Source organism: Dietzia massiliensis, from assembly GCF_018390595.1.
Classification (GTDB): Bacteria; Actinomycetota; Actinomycetes; order Mycobacteriales; family Mycobacteriaceae; genus Dietzia; species Dietzia massiliensis.
Genome location: NZ_JAHBAV010000066.1, coordinates 1 through 15686 on the forward strand (window position 1 = coordinate 1; position 15686 = coordinate 15686).

General features: G+C 71.4%; 15 protein-coding genes and 1 pseudogene. 10 read left to right on the forward strand and 6 right to left on the reverse strand.

Annotated elements, in window-relative coordinates:
- Positions 1 to 746 (reverse strand): helix-turn-helix domain-containing protein (locus KHA85_RS14410; protein WP_213186334.1); only part of this gene is annotated, 746 nt, incomplete at its 3' end.
- 164 nt (positions 747 to 910) lie between these two features.
- Between KHA85_RS14410 and cysD the strand changes: the two genes are divergently transcribed.
- Genes cysD through KHA85_RS14425 form a run of 3 tightly spaced genes read left to right on the forward strand, consistent with a single transcriptional unit; the run spans position 911 to position 4669 of the window.
- Entirely contained in the window at positions 911 to 1828 is a 918-nt protein-coding gene (gene cysD, locus KHA85_RS14415) for a sulfate adenylyltransferase subunit CysD (RefSeq protein WP_109148884.1), read from the forward strand.
- On the forward strand, positions 1828 to 3738 hold the full coding sequence (cysN, locus tag KHA85_RS14420; protein ID WP_131886000.1) for a sulfate adenylyltransferase subunit CysN: 1911 nt from the start codon (positions 1828 to 1830) through the stop codon (positions 3736 to 3738). The genes cysD and cysN overlap by 1 nt, the downstream gene beginning before the upstream one ends.
- 4 nt (positions 3739 to 3742) lie before the next feature.
- Positions 3743 to 4669, forward strand: coding sequence for a sulfite exporter TauE/SafE family protein (locus KHA85_RS14425; protein WP_131885999.1), 927 nt, complete (start codon positions 3743 to 3745; stop codon positions 4667 to 4669).
- A 354-nt stretch (positions 4670 to 5023) separates the two neighbouring features.
- Here KHA85_RS14425 and KHA85_RS14430 read toward each other — a convergent pair whose 3' ends face one another.
- Together KHA85_RS14430 and KHA85_RS14435 are read right to left on the reverse strand one after the other, a co-directional pair.
- Positions 5024 to 5506, reverse strand: coding sequence for an RrF2 family transcriptional regulator (locus KHA85_RS14430; RefSeq protein ID WP_213186335.1), 483 nt, complete (start codon positions 5504 to 5506; stop codon positions 5024 to 5026).
- A 153-nt stretch (positions 5507 to 5659) separates the two neighbouring features.
- Complete coding sequence (locus KHA85_RS14435) at positions 5660 to 6595, reverse strand: sulfite exporter TauE/SafE family protein (protein WP_213186336.1); 936 nt, start codon at positions 6593 to 6595, stop codon at positions 5660 to 5662.
- Between the two features lie 465 nt (positions 6596 to 7060).
- Here KHA85_RS14435 and KHA85_RS14440 point away from each other — a divergent pair, with 465 nt between their 5' ends.
- Positions 7061 to 7882, forward strand: coding sequence for a 3'(2'),5'-bisphosphate nucleotidase CysQ (locus tag KHA85_RS14440; protein WP_213186337.1), 822 nt, complete (start codon positions 7061 to 7063; stop codon positions 7880 to 7882).
- Between the two features lie 10 nt (positions 7883 to 7892).
- Here KHA85_RS14440 and KHA85_RS14445 read toward each other — a convergent pair whose 3' ends face one another.
- The 3 genes and pseudogenes from KHA85_RS14445 to KHA85_RS14450 form a co-directional block, all read right to left on the reverse strand.
- The gene (locus tag KHA85_RS14445; RefSeq protein ID WP_236885738.1) at positions 7893 to 8417 is read right to left on the reverse strand and encodes a Rossmann-fold NAD(P)-binding domain-containing protein; all 525 of its coding nucleotides are present in this window, start codon (positions 8415 to 8417) and stop codon (positions 7893 to 7895) included.
- A 34-nt stretch (positions 8418 to 8451) separates the two neighbouring features.
- Positions 8452 to 8583 (reverse strand): annotated as a pseudogene (locus KHA85_RS18505) (NAD-dependent epimerase/dehydratase family protein); the annotation flags it as partial.
- 150 nt (positions 8584 to 8733) lie between these two features.
- On the reverse strand, positions 8734 to 9132 hold the full coding sequence (locus KHA85_RS14450; protein ID WP_131885996.1) for a hypothetical protein: 399 nt from the start codon (positions 9130 to 9132) through the stop codon (positions 8734 to 8736).
- Between the two features lie 211 nt (positions 9133 to 9343).
- Between KHA85_RS14450 and KHA85_RS14455 the strand changes: the two genes are divergently transcribed.
- The 6 genes from KHA85_RS14455 to KHA85_RS14480 form a co-directional block, all read left to right on the forward strand.
- Positions 9344 to 10417 (forward strand): YihY/virulence factor BrkB family protein, encoded by a 1074-nt coding sequence (locus KHA85_RS14455; RefSeq protein WP_131885995.1) that lies wholly within the window; start codon positions 9344 to 9346, stop codon positions 10415 to 10417.
- A gap of 321 nt (positions 10418 to 10738) precedes the next feature.
- Positions 10739 to 11860 carry a YihY/virulence factor BrkB family protein gene (locus tag KHA85_RS14460; RefSeq protein WP_236885733.1) on the forward strand — a complete coding sequence of 374 codons (1122 nt, stop codon included), beginning with the start codon at positions 10739 to 10741 and terminating at the stop codon, positions 11858 to 11860.
- A 34-nt stretch (positions 11861 to 11894) separates the two neighbouring features.
- Entirely contained in the window at positions 11895 to 12836 is a 942-nt protein-coding gene (locus KHA85_RS14465; protein WP_213186338.1) for a hypothetical protein, read from the forward strand.
- A gap of 10 nt (positions 12837 to 12846) precedes the next feature.
- Positions 12847 to 13875 carry a dTDP-glucose 4,6-dehydratase gene (rfbB, locus tag KHA85_RS14470; RefSeq protein WP_131885994.1) on the forward strand — a complete coding sequence of 343 codons (1029 nt, stop codon included), beginning with the start codon at positions 12847 to 12849 and terminating at the stop codon, positions 13873 to 13875.
- A 16-nt stretch (positions 13876 to 13891) separates the two neighbouring features.
- A complete protein-coding gene (rfbA, locus tag KHA85_RS14475; protein ID WP_131885993.1) occupies positions 13892 to 14773 on the forward strand; it encodes a glucose-1-phosphate thymidylyltransferase RfbA in 882 nt (293 codons plus the stop codon).
- On the forward strand, positions 14770 to 15686 hold a 917-nt coding region (locus KHA85_RS14480; protein WP_213186339.1), incomplete at its 3' end, for an SDR family oxidoreductase. The genes rfbA and KHA85_RS14480, both read left to right, overlap by 4 nt.

A 15686-nucleotide genomic window follows, 5' to 3' on the forward strand; every position in this document is an offset into this window, starting at 1 on the left:
GAGATGTCTCGTGGGCTCGGTGCCGCCACCGAGGCCACGGCCAGGTCCGCGGCGCCGCCGAGTTCGGCGTCGGTCACGTCGATCTCCGAGAGTTCGACGAACAGCTCGGACACGCGGTCACGGACCAGGGCGCCGATGCCGGAGGTCTCCAACGAGTCGGCCATCCGCAGCAGCTCGCGGCGGGCGGGAGTGAGCCGCTCGATGGACCAGCCACGTCGCGCGATCTGCGGGAGCACCACCTCGAGCCGGTCGCGCGCGGCGGTGGTCAGCCCCGCCGCGTCGGCCAGCCACTGACGTTGCTCGCCCAGTGGTAGTCGGGCCGCCAGCTCGCGGGCGAACGGGGCGCGCACCGGCACCACGTGGCCGACGGGCAGCGCCTCCCGGGAAGCGGTGCGCATGCCGGCGCCGACCGAGTCGACGACCTCGGCCATCCCGTCGCGGACCTCGAACACCACCGCCGCGATCCCGGTGGCGTCCGCCAGGGCCTCGAGCGGCTGGCGGGCGGCCCGGACCAGGTCGACCTCCGTGGCCAGCGCCGCGCCCACCTCGCGCAGGGCCGGCCCGGCCCGCCACCCGGCCCGCGTCTTCTCCGCCCACCCCTGGGCGTCCATCTCCGCCAGGACCGCGTGGAGGGTCGAGCGACTCGCCCCGGCCATCCTGGCGATCTCCGTCAACGGCAGGGGCGGGCCGTCGGTGGCGAGCGCGCGGAGCGCCGCGAGCACCCGGTGCGTCGGTTCGTGTCGCATATCCGTCATCATATGTCGACTTTTCGACGGGGCGGGGGTGATTGCCGTCGGCGAGATGGAAAACCGGGCGGGGCGGGCGCAGGATGGTCCGGACGCCCGAAGGTAGACAGATCGGTCTGCCGTGCTGTCCGGTCCGCCGGCCAGCCCACGACACTGGAGGTCGCATGACGACGAGGTCGGCGGTGACGCTCTCGCATCTCGACGCGCTCGAGGCGGAGTCCGTCCACATCTTCCGCGAGGTAGCCGCACAGTTCGAACGCCCGGGGATGCTGTTCTCCGGCGGCAAGGACTCGGTGGTGATGTTCCACCTCGCCCGCAAGGCCTTCTGGCCCGCGCCCATGCCGTTCCCGCTCATGCACGTCGACACCGGCCACAACTTCGACGAGGTCATCGACTACCGCGACCGTGTAGTCGCGGAGACCGGCGTCCAGCTGCTCGTCTCCCACGTCCAGGACGACATCGACGCCGGACGCGTGGTCGAGGACACCGGGGTCGGCGCGAGCCGCAACCGCCTCCAGACCGCCGCCCTGCTGCGTGGGATCCAGGAGAACCGATTCGACGCCGTCTTCGGTGGCGCCCGCCGCGACGAGGAGAAGGCCCGCGCCAAGGAGCGCGTCTTCTCCTTCCGCGACGCGTTCGGCGCCTGGGACCCGCGCGCCCAGCGGCCCGAGCTGTGGAAGCTGTACAACGGCAAGCACCGCAAGGGCGAGCACATCCGCGTGTTCCCGCTGTCCAACTGGACCGAGCTGGACATCTGGCAGTACATCGAGCGCGAGGACATCGACCTGCCGCCGATCTACTACGCCCACGAGCGCGAGGTCATCGAGCGCGACGGCATGCTCCTCGCCAAGACCCGCTTCCTGGAGACGCTGCCGCACGAGGAGGCGCGCACCGAGCTCGTGCGTTTCCGCACCGTCGGCGACGCCACCTGCACGGGCTGCGTCGAGTCCGACGCCGCCGACAACGCCGCCGTCGTCGCCGAGGTCGCGGGCACCCGCGTCACCGAACGCGGCGCCACCCGCGCCGATGACCGGATCTCCGAGGCCGGCATGGAAGACCGCAAGAAGGAGGGCTACTTCTGATGAGCACCCCCACCACGGACACCGCGCCGGCCACCGCCGAGAGCGCGGCCGACCAGTTGCAGACCATGGCCGAGCACGCGCAGCTCCTGCGCATCGCGACCGCCGGCTCCGTCGACGACGGCAAGTCGACGCTCATCGGCCGACTGCTGTTCGACTCCAAGGGCATCTTCGAGGACCAACTCGCCTCCATCGAGGCCACCTCCGCCAAGCGCGGCGACGAGTACACCGACCTCGCGCTGCTCACCGACGGGCTGCGGTCCGAGCGCGAGCAGGGCATCACGATCGACGTCGCCTACCGCTACTTCTCGACCCCGCGGCGCAAGTTCATCATCGCGGACACCCCGGGCCACGTGCAGTACACGCGCAACATGGTCACCGGTGCCTCGACCGCGGACGTGGCGATCATCCTCGTCGACGCCCGCAAGGGAGTGCTCGAGCAGACCCGCCGCCACGCCTTCCTGTCCGCACTGCTGGGCATCCCGCGCCTGGTCGTGGCGGTGAACAAGATGGACCTCATCGACTACGACGAGGCCACGTTCGAGGCGATCCGCGCCGAGTTCACCGACTTCGCCGCCAAGCTCGAGGTCCACGACGTCACCTTCGTGCCGCTCTCGGCGCTCAGGGGCGACAACGTCGTGGAGCGGTCGGACGCCATGCCCTGGTACACGGGCCCGGCGCTGCTCGACCACCTCGAGAACGTGCACATCGCCTCGGACCGCAACCTCACCGACGTCCGGTTCCCGGTGCAGTACGTGATCCGCCCCCAGCGCGCCGACGGGTTGGATCACCGGTCCTTCGCCGGGACCGTCGCGGGTGGGATCATCAAGGTCGACGACGACGTGGTGGTCATGCCGTCCGGGCGGCAGTCCACCGTCAAGGCGATCTGGGGCCCGGGCGGAGTGGAGCTCGACGAGGCCGCCGCTCCCGCCGCGGTGACGATCGCGCTCAACGACGAGATCGACATCGTCCGCGGCGAGATGATCGCCCGGCCCGGCAACCGGCCGCACCAGGGCACCGAGCTCGAGGCCATGGTCTGCTGGTTCGCCGACGACACGACCCTCGAGACCAACAAGCGCTACATCGTCAAGCACACGACGCGCGAGACCAAGGCGATCGTGACGGGGATGGAGTACCGGCTCGACGTCAACACGCTGCACCGTGACCCCGACTCCACCGAGCTCCAGCTCAACGAGATCGGGCGCATCGGGCTTCGGACGCAGACGCCGCTGATGTACGACCCCTACCGTCGCAACCGCGACACGGGCGCGTTCATCCTCGTGGATGAGATCACCGGGAACACGGTGGGTGCGGGCATGATCATCGGGCCCGCCACCACCGGGTCCAACGTCGTCTGGCACGCCGGGGCCGTCCAGCGCGGCGACCGCGGCCAGGGCCGCACCCTGTGGCTGACGGGCCTGTCGGGCTCGGGCAAGTCGACCATCGCCTCCGAGGTCGAGCGTCTGCTCATCGAGTCCGGTCATCCGGCGTACATCCTCGACGGCGACAACCTGCGTCACGGCCTCAATGCCGACCTCGGGTTCTCGGCCGAGGACCGGGCGGAGAACATCCGCCGCACCGCCGAGGTGGCGGCGCTGTTCGCCGATGCCGGCGTCGTCGTCATCTGTTCCCTCATCTCGCCCATGCGCGCCGACCGGGACGCGGCGCGCCAGGTCCACGCCAAGGCCGACCTGCCGTTCACCGAGGTGTTCGTGGACACCCCGCTGGCCGAGTGCGAGGCCCGCGACCCCAAGGGCCTCTACGCCAAGGCGCGCGCGGGCGAAATCGCCGAGTTCACCGGCGTCTCCGCGCCGTACGAGCCGCCGCTGACCCCGGACCTGCACATCCGTCCCGAGGACGGCACCGCAGAAGAGGTCGCGCAGCGGATCCTCAGCTCCATCCTGGGAATCTGAGCCGGTGCCCGAGGCCCTGTGGACCTACGACTCGCTCGGCCTGCTGGTCGTCAGCGCCGTCATCGGCGTGGTGATCGGCCTGACGGGGATGGGCGGCGGCGCACTCATGACGCCGGCGCTCATCCTCGTGGGCATCCCACCGACGGCGGCCGTCGCCAACGACCTGGTTGTCAACGCGGTCAACAAGGTCGTGGGCGCGGGCGTGCACTGGAGGCACGGTAAACCCAATCTCAAGATCGCCCTCTGGCTGATCATCGGCTCGGTGCCGACGGCGTACCTCGGCGCGTGGCTCGTGCACGCGTTCGGTGCCGAGGACGTGCAGGGGATGCTGAAGAAGGCCATCGGCGCGACCCTCATCGTGGCGTCGACGGCCTACTTCCTGCGGGCGTTCTTCGAGATGTCCGGGCGCATCCGCACCGGTGACGATCCGGACCCGCCGGTCAAGCCGGTGCTCACGCTGCTCGTCGGCGTGATCGGCGGACTGATGGTGGGCATCACCTCGGTGGGCTCGGGCACCGTCATCATGATGTGCATCATGCTGCTCTACCCGACGCTCGCCGCGCTGCGGCTGGTGGGTACCGACCTCGTGCAGGCGGTCCCGCTGGTCATCGCGGCCGCGATCGGGCACGTCATGGTGACCGGCGTCGACTGGAATCTGCTCGTGCCGCTGCTCATCGGCGGGGCGATCGGCACGTTCTTCGGCTCCAGGTTCGCCGGGCGCGTGCCGGGTGGGCTCATCCGCCGCGGCATCACGATCGTGCTCGCCGTGACGGCCTCGGCCATGCTCGGCGCCTCGCCATTGTTGATCGGAATCATCACGCTGGTGCTGGTCGTGGGCGGCCCGTTGGTCTGGAAGGCGCTCGTGCGCCGGTTCTCGGTGCACCTCGACCGGCCGGCGGTGCAGCAGCCCGGGGCGTCGACTCACGCCTGAGCCGGGCATCGCCGGGCCAGCCGCACCCCTACCCGCAGCCGCTCCCCGGGATGGCGTCTCGCGCGCACCAGATGCGCAGCCGCTCCCCGGGATGGCGTCTCGCGCGCACCGCGGGGTGGGCGAGACGCCATGGCGAGGAGCGGCTGTGTTGTGGGCGGGCAGGGGCTGGGGCGAGACGCCATCTTCAGGAGCGGCTGCGGTACGGAAGCTGTGCGCGGGCGTACCGCGGGGCGGGCGAGACGCCATCTTGTGGGGCGGCTGCCCATTGGGCCGGTTCCGGCTGCGCATCGGGCTAGTGCCGACTGCGCATGGGCCGGTGCCGGGCTGCGATGCGGGCCGTGGGTCGAGCGGTGTCTAGCGGGGCTCCCAGGCGTCGGTGTCCAGCGTGAGCTCGTGAACCTCTCCCGGCAGGTCCCCGGCGACCAGGTCGGCGATCGTCACCGCGTCCATCACCCGGCGCAGCGCCGCCCGCGACGCGATCCACACGTGCTGCAGGACCGCCGCGCGCTCGTTGTAGACCACCGCCTCGGGCCGGACGTCGTAAACGCTGACCAGTGGCCCGTCGACGGCCCGCATCACGTCGGCGACCGTGATCTCGCCGGCGTCCCGGCCGAGGAACCACCCACCGGTCTTGCCGCGACGGCTGGCGACCAGGCCCGCGCGACGCAGGTCCGAGAGGATCGCCTGGAGGAAACCGTGCGGGATGTCCTGTAGCCGCCCCAGTTCCTCCGCGCTGACCGGGCTGTCCCTCGGGTCGCGGGCGGGGTCGTCGCTGCGGGCCGCCGCGAGTTCGACGAGCGCACGCAACGCGTAGTCGGACTTGGCGGTGACCCTCATGGGACACAGTCTCCCAGAGCCCCCGCCTCGGGCGAGTGGGGAGTGGCGTGGGAGAAGTGGCCGGGGTCGTCGTGAGCTACTCGGTCGACCGTCCAGTTGGACGAACGACCAAGTGGCACCGCCAGGGAGACAGGCGTTGTGCGCGCTCACATCTCAGGCGCGAACGGGAACCTGTCCCGCGCTATCCGTGGGGGCGGGGCGGTCGGAGGTGCTGAGCTCGTCGTCGTCGCCCCGGCTCTTCCTCTCGGCGAGCACGGCCCACGTGATCAGGACGAGCCAGACGGCGACCAGGGCGAGGAGGATCGGGTTGGTGACCGCGGCCGGCACCTCGCCCCAGAGCAGCAGGGTGCGCGCGTTGGTCACCACGATGAGACCGCCGGCCGCGGTGCCGAGCACGCGCGCGGGCAGGTGCTTGACCAGCCATGCGGCGAACGGCGCGACGATCACGCCGCCGACGAGCAACGCCAGCGCGTAGCCCCAGTCGATCCCGGCGGCGCCCAGGCCGAGGAGGAAGCCGAGCGAGCCGCCCACGGCCACCACGAACTCCGAGGTGTCGATCGAGCCCACGACCTTGCGGGGTTCGACCCGGCCCGACGACAGTAACGAGGTCGTGCCGACGGGACCCCATCCGCCGCCGCCGAGCGAGTCGAGCGTCCCGCCCACGAGGCCGAGCGGGACGAGGAAGGCCGTGCGGACGCGGCCCTTGAACTCGGGGCGCCGGCCGCCGAGCGCGAGGAAGCGGTACAGGACATAGAGGCCCAGCGCGAGCAGGATGACGCCCACGACCGGCTTGGCCACGTCGGCCGGGAGGCTGCTGAGGATGGTGGCGCCGGCGAACGCGCCGATCGCGCCCGGGACGGCGAGGATGCGCACGATCCGCCAGTCCACGTTGCCGAGTTTGTGGTGGGAGAAGCCCGACGCGAGGGTGGTGCCGATCTCGGCGAAGTGCACGGACGCCGACGCGGCCGCGGGTGCGATACCGGCCGCGACCAGCAGCGTCGTGGAGGTGACGCCGTAGGCCATGCCAAGGGAGCCGTCGATGAGTTGGGCGATGGCGCCGACCACGCCGAGCACGATGAGAGTCCTCATCGGCACCCCTTTGAGGTAGTGGGTTGATTAAGTCGAGTAAGACAGTAGACATATAGGCGCCACCTTGTCTAGACCGATCTGTCTGTTCGCCCGACTCCGCGGTCGCGCCACGGGGCCGGGGCCGGTTGGTGCGATGCAAACGCATGACACCACTTCCGCCGATAAAAGATTTGTGACAATATAGGCGGACCGCGCTGGCTAGGGGGCCGCCGCCGTGCTCGAGGAGACCCATGAACGAGGTCGGAGAGCGCGTGTGCTTTGTCGAGGAGACCGCGGACGGGGCCGTGTGGGGTTGCCAGCGCTGCGGGGCCCGGAGCGGCACGTTGCCGTCACGGGGGGCGGCCCGGGTGGCGGCCGATGCGCATCGTTGCCCGGATCAGCCCGCCCGCGTCGCGCGCGAGTACGGACACGGTCGGCGCAGGGGACTCCGGTCGCGCTGGCGGTGAGCCTCCTAGGCTGGAGGCCATGACCTCCGCCACGCGCACACCGGACCAGCAGCTCGCCGTCGACCTCGCCAAGGACGCCGGCCGTCTGCTGGTGGAGCTCCGGTCCTCCGGGCCCACCGGGCGCACGCTCGGCGACATCGGCGACCGTCGTGCCAACGAGCTGCTGCTCGAGCGGCTCGCCGACGCGCGTCCCGGCGACGCCGTCCTGTCCGAGGAGTCCAAGGACGATCTCTCCCGCGTGGACGCCGACCGCGTGTGGATCATCGACCCCGTCGACGGCACCCGCGAGTACGGGCTCGGTGACCGCCCCGACTGGGCCGTGCACGTGGCGCTGTGGGAGCGCGACGGGGACCCGGCGACATCACGACTCACCGCCGCAGCGGTCGGACTACCGGCGCTCGGGGTGGTGTGTGGGGTCGACGACGACGAGATCTACGCCGCCCCCGTGGGCAACGGCGGGGTGCACGGGGGAGGCCTTCTTCCCCCTCGTACGGGCTCCCGGCCGAGGATCGTCCTCTCGGCCTCCCGCCCGCCCGCGTTCGCCCGTGCCGTGGCCGGCGCGGTGGACGGGGACCTGGTGCCGTTGGGCTCGGCCGGCGCCAAGGCGGCTGCCGTCGTCCGCGGCGAGGCCGACGCCTACATCCACGCGGGCGGGCAGTACCAGTGGGACTCCGCGGCCCCTGCCGGGGTCGCACTGGCCCGCGGGCTCGTGGCGGTGCGGATCGACGGCTCCCCGCTCGAGTACAACGTCGCGGAGACCTACCTGCCGGATCTCGTCGTGTGCCGCGCCGACCTCGCCGACGCGATCCTCGGCGCGATCGCCGACGCCGACCGGGCCTGAGCCGCAGCGGCTACGGCAGTCGCCGGACGTCGACCGCGCCGCCGCGGCGCAGTCCCGCCAGCGCGTCAAGCAGTGTCCGCTTGCGCAGCGGTGGTGACGGTCCGGCCCGGCCCGCGACGATCGCGTCGATCACCTCGCGCAGCGCCTCGTCCGCCGCGACCGTGGGGCGCCAGCCGAGCTCCGCGCGGGCGCGGGTGGTGTGCATGAGCGGGGCGCCGAACGCCAGATCGACCCAGCCGATGCTGACCGGCTGGAGGCGCAGCAGCCAGCTGATGTGGACGAGCTGACGCAGCACGCGGTAGGGCAGGTGCACCGGCCGCGCCCGGAGCGACCGCGCGGGAGTGAGCGCCGGAGTGAAGTAGCGGAGCAGACCCGAGGCGGCCTCTGCGTGAACGATGAAGGCGGGCCGGATGCGGGCGATGGTCGGGGTGCCGGGATGGTTGCGCTCGTGCCGGTCCAGCAGTTGTTCCGCGGGTGCGGCACGCCCGCCAGTCGGCAGGCGCGTACGAGAGGTCGACGCGATGCCAGGAGGCACCGCTGTACGGAGGGGTGGCGGGTGGGATGCGGCGACACAGGCCCACCACGTCGTGGCCGTCGGCCAGCAGCCTCCGCACCAGCGGGGTGCCCACGTTGCCGCTCGCGCCGGTGACGACGATCCGCATCCGGCGGGCCGGGGAATCTGGCTCCGGGTTCTGCGTCATCGCCCCATGGTCGGATACGCGAATGGGCTTCGCATCCGGACCGCGTCGGCACCCGGTCGCGGGACGACGGCCCGGCCCCGCGGGGGCGGGGCCGGGCCGTCTACTCGGCTTTCCGGCAGGCGTTCATCACCGCGCCCCGCCGGCCGGATCTCAGGAGTTGTCGATGACCAGCGCGCCGGCGATGGCGGCCATGAACGCGTCCTTGGCCAGGGACATGCCCTCCTGGCTGGGGCGAATGCCGTCGGACTCGGTCATGTCCGGGTTGCGGAAGTACATCGCCAGCAGGCCCGCCGAGAAGACGCCGAGCGCCGCGCCGGCGATCCGGCGGGGTACCACCGGGGTGAGCAGCGCGGCACCGATGCCGATCTCCGAGTAGGCGACGAACTTGCCGAAGGTGTCCGGATCCATCTGGTTCACGGCGGGCACGCCCGTGGCGGCGAAGCCCTGCAGGCCCTGCGCGGCCTCGGTGGGCATCCCCCGCTTGCTCAGGCCGGAATTGAGGACGAAAGCGCCGGTGACGCCGCGGAGGATCGCGTTGGACAGGCTCATCGGTTTCTCCTTTGATCGTTGTCGCGTGTGCGTTCGTGCACCACTTTGGTGACGTGACACCGAACAGGGTAGCCCACCGAGTCCGGACGCCACATCACAGGGGAGCCACGGTATCCCTCGGCGCTCCCGAGCGCACGGCCGCGCGCGTCCGCGACGATGCGGGCCGCGACGCGGATGCGGAACGCCCCCGGTGGTGCGAGAGTCTGAAGATATGAGTACGACGAGTCGCAATATCACCAACAAGCCCGGGTCGGATGCCGACCCCGATCACGGTAAGCCCGAGTCGCCCACCAAGCTCACCGGTGGCGCCTGGAAGGTCGGCCTCAAACGCGCCGCCGGGGAGTTCTCCAAGGACAACTGCACCGACCTCGCGGCATCGCTCACCTACTTCGCCGTCCTGTCGCTGTTCCCGGCACTTCTCGCCGTGGTCTCCCTGCTAGGCGTGTTCGGTCAGGGGCAGGCCACGGTCGACGCCGTGATGAGTCTCGTCGAGGGCTCGGTACCGGAGCAGACCCTCAACGAGCTCCGCGGGCCCATCGAGGGCCTGGTCAACACCCCGGCCGCCGGGATCGCCCTGATCACCGGTGTTCTCGGCGCCCTCTGGACGGCCTCCGGGTATGTGGGCGCCTTCGGTCGCGCCATGAACCGCATCTACGAGGTCGAGGAGGGGCGCCCCTTCTGGAAGCTCAAGCCCATGATGATCCTGCTCACCGCCGTGTTGCTGATCCTGGTCGCCCTGGCCGGCGTGATGTTGGTCGTCAGCGGGCCGATCGCCGAGTGGGTGGGTGACCTGATCGGCCTCGGCTCGACAGCGGTCACCGTGTGGGGCATCGCCAAGTGGCCGGCGCTGGTCCTCATCGTCGTCGTCATCCTCGCGGTCCTCTACGGGTTCGCCCCGAACGTCAAGCAGCCCAAGTTCCGCTGGATCTCGGTCGGCGCGGTGGTCGCCCTGGCGGTGTGGGGGCTCGCTACTGTCGGCTTCTTCTTCTACGTGTCCAACTTCGGCAGTTACAACGCCACCTACGGTTCGCTGGCCGGCGTCATCGTCTTCCTGCTGTGGCTGTGGATCACCAACAACGCCTTCCTGTTCGGTGCAGAGGTCGACGCCGAGATGGAGCGTGCCCGCGAGCTCCAAGCCGGCATGCACGCCGAGGAGAACATCCAGCTCCCGCCGCGCGACACCACCGCCAGCGACAAGGCGGCCGAGAAGCAGCAGAAGGCCATCGACGAGGCCGCAGACGTCCGGCGCGAGGCCCAGGCGGAGCAGGCCCGCAACCGCGACTGACCCGCCCGGCCCGGTGCGCCTGCGTTCGGTCAGGTTGTCGCCTGCGTTCGGCCCGCCCGCGCACCCGGTCCGTCACGCGCGCGCATCCGCTCCTGGCGATGGCGTCTCGCTCCCGCGCATGTACGCGACATCTGCAGCTGCTCCCGGGCATGGCGTCTCGCACACCCCGCGGTGCGCGCGAGACGCCATGCCCGGGAGCGGCTGTGGGCGGGCAGGCGAAATCGGGCCACGGGTCCGCCGGCTTCGGGCCTGCCGACCCCGGGCGGGCAGGTTCGCGGCGAGGCTGGCGCGGGACGGGTCGACAGCGACCACAATCGGGGTATGACTACTTCGGACCGGCCCGCTGCCACCATCCGCAGAGGACTGCGCACCGTTCGCATGGTGCTCGTCCGCTCGGTTGCTGAGTTCCTCCGCGACCGCGGCCCAGACCTCGCCGGTTCGCTCACCTACTACGGCGTCCTCTCGCTGTTCCCGGCGGTGCTGGTGGTGGTGTCGTTGCTCGGCGTTTTCGGGCAGGGCTCCAGAACGGTCGATGCGGTGATGGACATGCTCTCCGACGTCGCGCCGCCGGAGGTGCTCGATCCCGTCCGCGAGCCGGTCGAGGCGTTGGTCACGACCCCGGCCGCGGGCACCGCGCTCATCGTGGGTACGGCGGTCGCGCTGTGGTCGGCGTCGCGATACGTGCGGGCGCTCGGCAGAGCCATGAACGCGATGTTCGGCATCGAGGAAGGGCGGCCGCCGTGGCGACTGCTGCCCGCTGGTCTCACGCTGACCGCTCTGCTGGTCGTCCTGGTCGCCATCGGCGGGGTGGCCCTGGCGTTCAGTGGCCCGGTGGCGGAGACGGTGGGCGGCTGGATCGGGCTCGGGAGCACGGCGCTGGCCGTGTGGGGAGTGGCCAAGTGGCCGGCTGCCGTGGTCGCAATGATCTTGGCGTTGGCGATCCTCTACCGGTTCGCGCCCAACATCTCCGGGCGCCCTTTCTCGTGGGTATCACTGGGGGCCGCGGCCGCGTTGGCGATCATGGGCGTCGCCACGGCCGGTCTGAGCTTCTTCGTCTCCAACTTCGGCAATTTCAACCGTGTGTACGGCTCGCTGGCCGGCGTCATCGTCTTCCTCCTGTGGCTATGGCTGGTCAACATGGCCGTGGTCTTCGGGGTGCGACTCGACGCAGAGGTGCTGAGGGTCCGGCAGCTGCGATCCGGCATCGCGGCCGAGGAGGTCATCCAGGTGACGCCGCGTGACACCCGGGCTTGCGAGTGGAAGAACCGCCGCCGCGAGAAGATGGTCGCGGAGTACCGGACGCTCCGGCGCGAGCGCGATGACGAGACCCGTCGCGACGGCGACACGACTCCCGACGACGAGGCAGGCGCCGATGGCGAGTCGACCGATCCGCCGCCGAGCGCGATCGCCGGGGCCGGCGGAGAGCAGCGCCGGGCCGAGTAGGGTGCGGGGCTGACCGCCGGCCGAGGAGCCCGCGATGACCGAGAACCGGCCAGCGCCCGACCTGCCCGCGATGACCGAGAACCGGCCAGCGCCCGACCTGCCCGTCCCCGAGGCCCCCACCACCGACGGCGTGCCGGAGATCTGGCGCCTCGACCATCCCGAGCACGGGGTCCTCGAGTTCGCGGTGGGCTCGCCGGAGGAACTCCGCACCGTCGACCCCGGGTACCCGCAGCGGAAGCCGCCGAAGAAGGGTGCCACCCCAGCGGCCGTCGCATCCCCGGGGTGTGCCCTGCTGCGTGACGGCGAGGTGGTCGCGCGCGCCCGGCAGATCAGTGACCGGCGCTTCTCGCTCACCGCGGACCCGCCGAAGCCGGGCGAGCACACCACCGCGCCGCCGATCTCGAGCCCGCGCATCCAGGTGCGCACGAACATGCTCCACACGGCGGTCCGCCAGGTGACGTTCCGCGAGGGCCGCGACGTCGTGCACTTCGACCCGCCGCCCGGATCCGCCGCCGAGGCCCGGCTGGAGGCGATCGCGTCGACGCCGTGGAAGCGCGCTGTCTACCCGGTCGCGGCGGGCATCGGCAGGTCGGGGTGGGCGATCGCGATGATCGTGCTGCTGCCCCTGATCGGCCGCCTCCTCGAGCCGGTGCTCGACTGGATCCTCGAGCGCATCCCGGACATTGACATCCCGTGGCCGGAGTTCTCCCTGCCGAGCATTCCGTGGCCGGACATCCCCTGGCCGGACATCACGTTGCCGTCGATCACCCTCCCGGAGATCTCGGTCCCGGGATGGGTGGAGTTCCTGATCGAGTACAGCAAGGTGTGGGTGCCGTTGCTGGCGGGCGTGGCGTTGGCGGTGGTGGCGGTGCGGCAGTCGCGCAGGTCGCGCGAGACCAAGTGTCGCTGGGCGGCAGGGCACCCGCCTTCGCAGGGCGGCGACGAGTCGTCGGGCGGCGGTCCGGCCGGGCGGTAGGGTTGTGCCCATGCGCCTCGTCGTCACCGGGGGAGCCGGGTTCATCGGCGCCAACTTCGTCCGCTCCGTCGTCCGCGAGTACCCGCAGGCCCACGTCACGGTGCTCGACTCCATGACGTACGCCGCCAATCGCGCGAACCTGGACGGGCTCCCCGCCGACCGGGTCCGGCTGGTGGAGGCGGACTGTGCGGACGCCGCGATCACGGACCGGTTGGTCTCCGAGCTGACGGGGCCGCGCGACGCGGTCGTGCACTTCGCGGCGGAGAGTCACAACGACAACTCGCTCGCCACGCCGTGGCCGTTCGTGCACTCGAACATCGTGGGCACGTACACGATCCTCGAGGCCTGCCGGCGCCACGACGTGCGCCTGCACCACGTCTCGACGGACGAGGTCTACGGGGACCTGGAACTGGACGACCCGGCCACGTTCACCCCGGCCACGGCGTACAACCCGTCGAGTCCGTACTCGGCGACCAAGGCGGGCGCGGACATGCTGGTGCGCGCGTGGGTCCGCAGCTTCGGGGTGCGCGCCACGATCAGCAACTGCTCGAACAACTACGGGCCCTACCAGCACGTGGAGAAGTTCATCCCGCGGCAGATCACCAACATCCTCGACGGTAGGCGGCCCCGCCTCTACGGCAGTGGAGCCAACGTGCGGGACTGGATCCACGTCGATGACCACAACTCCGCGGTCCTGCGCATCCTCGAGGCGGGCGAGCCGGGACGGACGTACCTCATCGGCGCCGACGGCGAGCGCTCCAACCTCGAGGTCATGCGGATGATCTGCGAGCTCATGGGCGTCTCGGGCACCGGCGGTGACCCGGGGTTCGACCACGTCACCGACCGCCCGGGCCACGACCTGCGCTACGCGATCGACGCCTCCGCCACCCGGGAGGAACTGGGCTGGGAGCCGCAGCACACGGACTTCCGCGAGGGCCTGCGGCAGACCATCGAGTGGTACGCCGCTCACCGCGACTGGTGGGAGCCGGTCAAGGAGCGGGTCGAAGCGACGTACGCCCGAACGGAGAAGGTCCTGTGACGGCGGGGGTGACGCGGTGAAGGGCATCGTCCTGGCCGGTGGCAGCGGCACCCGGCTGCGGCCGCTGACGTTGGCCACGAGCAAGCAGCTGGTGCCGGTGTACGACAAGCCGATGATCTACTACCCGCTGTCCACGCTCATGCTGGCGGGGATCCGCGACGTCCTCGTCATCACCACTCCCGAGGACGCCCCGCAGTTCCGGCGGTTGCTGGGCGACGGCAGCCAGTTCGGCATCACGCTGAGCTACGTCGAGCAGGCCGCTCCGGAGGGCCTGGCGCAGGCGTTCGTGCTGGGCGCGGACCACATCGGCGACGAGCCGGTCGCGTTGATCCTGGGCGACAACATCTTCTACGGCCCCGGCATGGGTACGCAGCTGCGCCGGTTCGCCGACCTCGACGGCGGCGCGGTGTTCGCCTACCGGGTGGCCGATCCGAGCCGGTACGGGGTGATCGACTTCGACGCCGACGGCCGCGCGATCAGCCTCGAGGAGAAGCCTGAGAACCCGTCGTCGGACTTCGCCGTGCCGGGCCTCTACTTCTATAGCGCGGACGTGGTGGACGTCGCGCGCGGGCTGGCCAGGTCGGCGCGCGGGGAGTACGAGATCACCGACATCAACCGGCACTACCTGGAGCAGGGCCGCCTGCAGGTCGAGGTGCTGCCGAGGGGTACCGCCTGGCTGGACACGGGCACCCACGATTCGCTGCTCGACGCGGGGAACTACGTCCGGACCATCGAAGACCGGCAGGGCCTGAAGATCGGCTGCCCGGAGGAGGTGGCGTGGCGGATGGGATATATCGACGACGACGAGCTCACCGATCGCGCGCACGCCCTGCAGAAGTCGGGGTACGGCCGGTATCTGCTGGATGTCCTACGCCGGGAGAAGGGGCGGAGACTGTGAACGCCGACGACGAGGGCGCCGCCGCCCGCCGGGACGCGCTGCCGCGCGTGCTGGTCACCGGCGGGCGCGGACAACTGGGTACGCACCTGCGGCTGGCCCACCCGGGCGAGGTGCTCGCGCCGGGCCGCGACGAGCTGGACATCACCCGGGCGGAGTCCGTGGCCGGGTATCTGGACCGTCACCAGCCGGCGGTGGTGATCAACGCGGCCGCGTACACCGACGTCGACGGCGCGGAGACCGACGAGTCGGGGGCGCACCTGGTCAACGTCGAAGGGCCGCGGATCCTCGCCGAGGCGTGCCGGGAACGCGGGCTGCGGCTGGTGCACGTCAGCACCGACTACGTCTTCTCCGGCGAGGTGCCGCGCGGCCGCGGCGGGGCGGGGCGGCCCGATCCCGCGACCGCGCCGGCGCTCGAGCCGACCGACGCCACCGACCCGGCCACCGTGTACGGCCGCACCAAGCTGGCCGGCGAGCACGCCGTCCTGGCCGCCCACCCCGAGGCGACGATCCTGCGCACGTCGTGGCTGTACACCGGGCCGGAACGGGAGCGGTGGGCGATCCCGGGCGGAGACTTCGTGGCGACCATGGCCCGACTCGAACGGGAGCGGGACGAGGTCAGCGTGGTCGACGACCAGTGGGGCTCACCCACGCACGCGCCCACGCTGGCGGCGGCGATCCTCGAGATGCTCGCCCGCGAGGCCGCCACCCGAGAGGCCGCCACGCACCACGCCGCCGGCGAGGCCGCCGCGCACGCGGGCACCGGAACCGACACCGCCGCTCCCGCCGTCGACAGCCCTGGGGTCGACACCCGTGGCCTCGTCCTGCACGCCGCCGGCGCGGGCCGCGCCACCTGGTACGAGGTCGCGCGCCGCACGTTCGCCTACCTCGGCGCCGACCCCGCCCGCGTCCGCCC

Bases quoted from the DNA above. Each gene is read 5' to 3' on its own strand.
- cysD (WP_109148884.1), top strand. From the start codon at position 911: ATGACGACGAGGTCGGCGGTGACGCTCTCGCATCTCGACGCGCTCGAG.
- cysN (WP_131886000.1), top strand. From the start codon at position 1,828: ATGAGCACCCCCACCACGGACACCGCGCCGGCCACCGCCGAGAGCGCG.
- KHA85_RS14430 (WP_213186335.1), bottom strand. From the start codon at position 5,506: ATGAGGGTCACCGCCAAGTCCGACTACGCGTTGCGTGCGCTCGTCGAA.
- KHA85_RS14435 (WP_213186336.1), bottom strand. From the start codon at position 6,595: ATGAGGACTCTCATCGTGCTCGGCGTGGTCGGCGCCATCGCCCAACTC.
- KHA85_RS14440 (WP_213186337.1), top strand. From the start codon at position 7,061: ATGACCTCCGCCACGCGCACACCGGACCAGCAGCTCGCCGTCGACCTC.
- KHA85_RS14450 (WP_131885996.1), bottom strand. From the start codon at position 9,132: ATGAGCCTGTCCAACGCGATCCTCCGCGGCGTCACCGGCGCTTTCGTC.
- KHA85_RS14455 (WP_131885995.1), top strand. From the start codon at position 9,344: ATGAGTACGACGAGTCGCAATATCACCAACAAGCCCGGGTCGGATGCC.
- KHA85_RS14460 (WP_236885733.1), top strand. From the start codon at position 10,739: ATGACTACTTCGGACCGGCCCGCTGCCACCATCCGCAGAGGACTGCGC.
- KHA85_RS14465 (WP_213186338.1), top strand. From the start codon at position 11,895: ATGACCGAGAACCGGCCAGCGCCCGACCTGCCCGCGATGACCGAGAAC.
- rfbB (WP_131885994.1), top strand. From the start codon at position 12,847: ATGCGCCTCGTCGTCACCGGGGGAGCCGGGTTCATCGGCGCCAACTTC.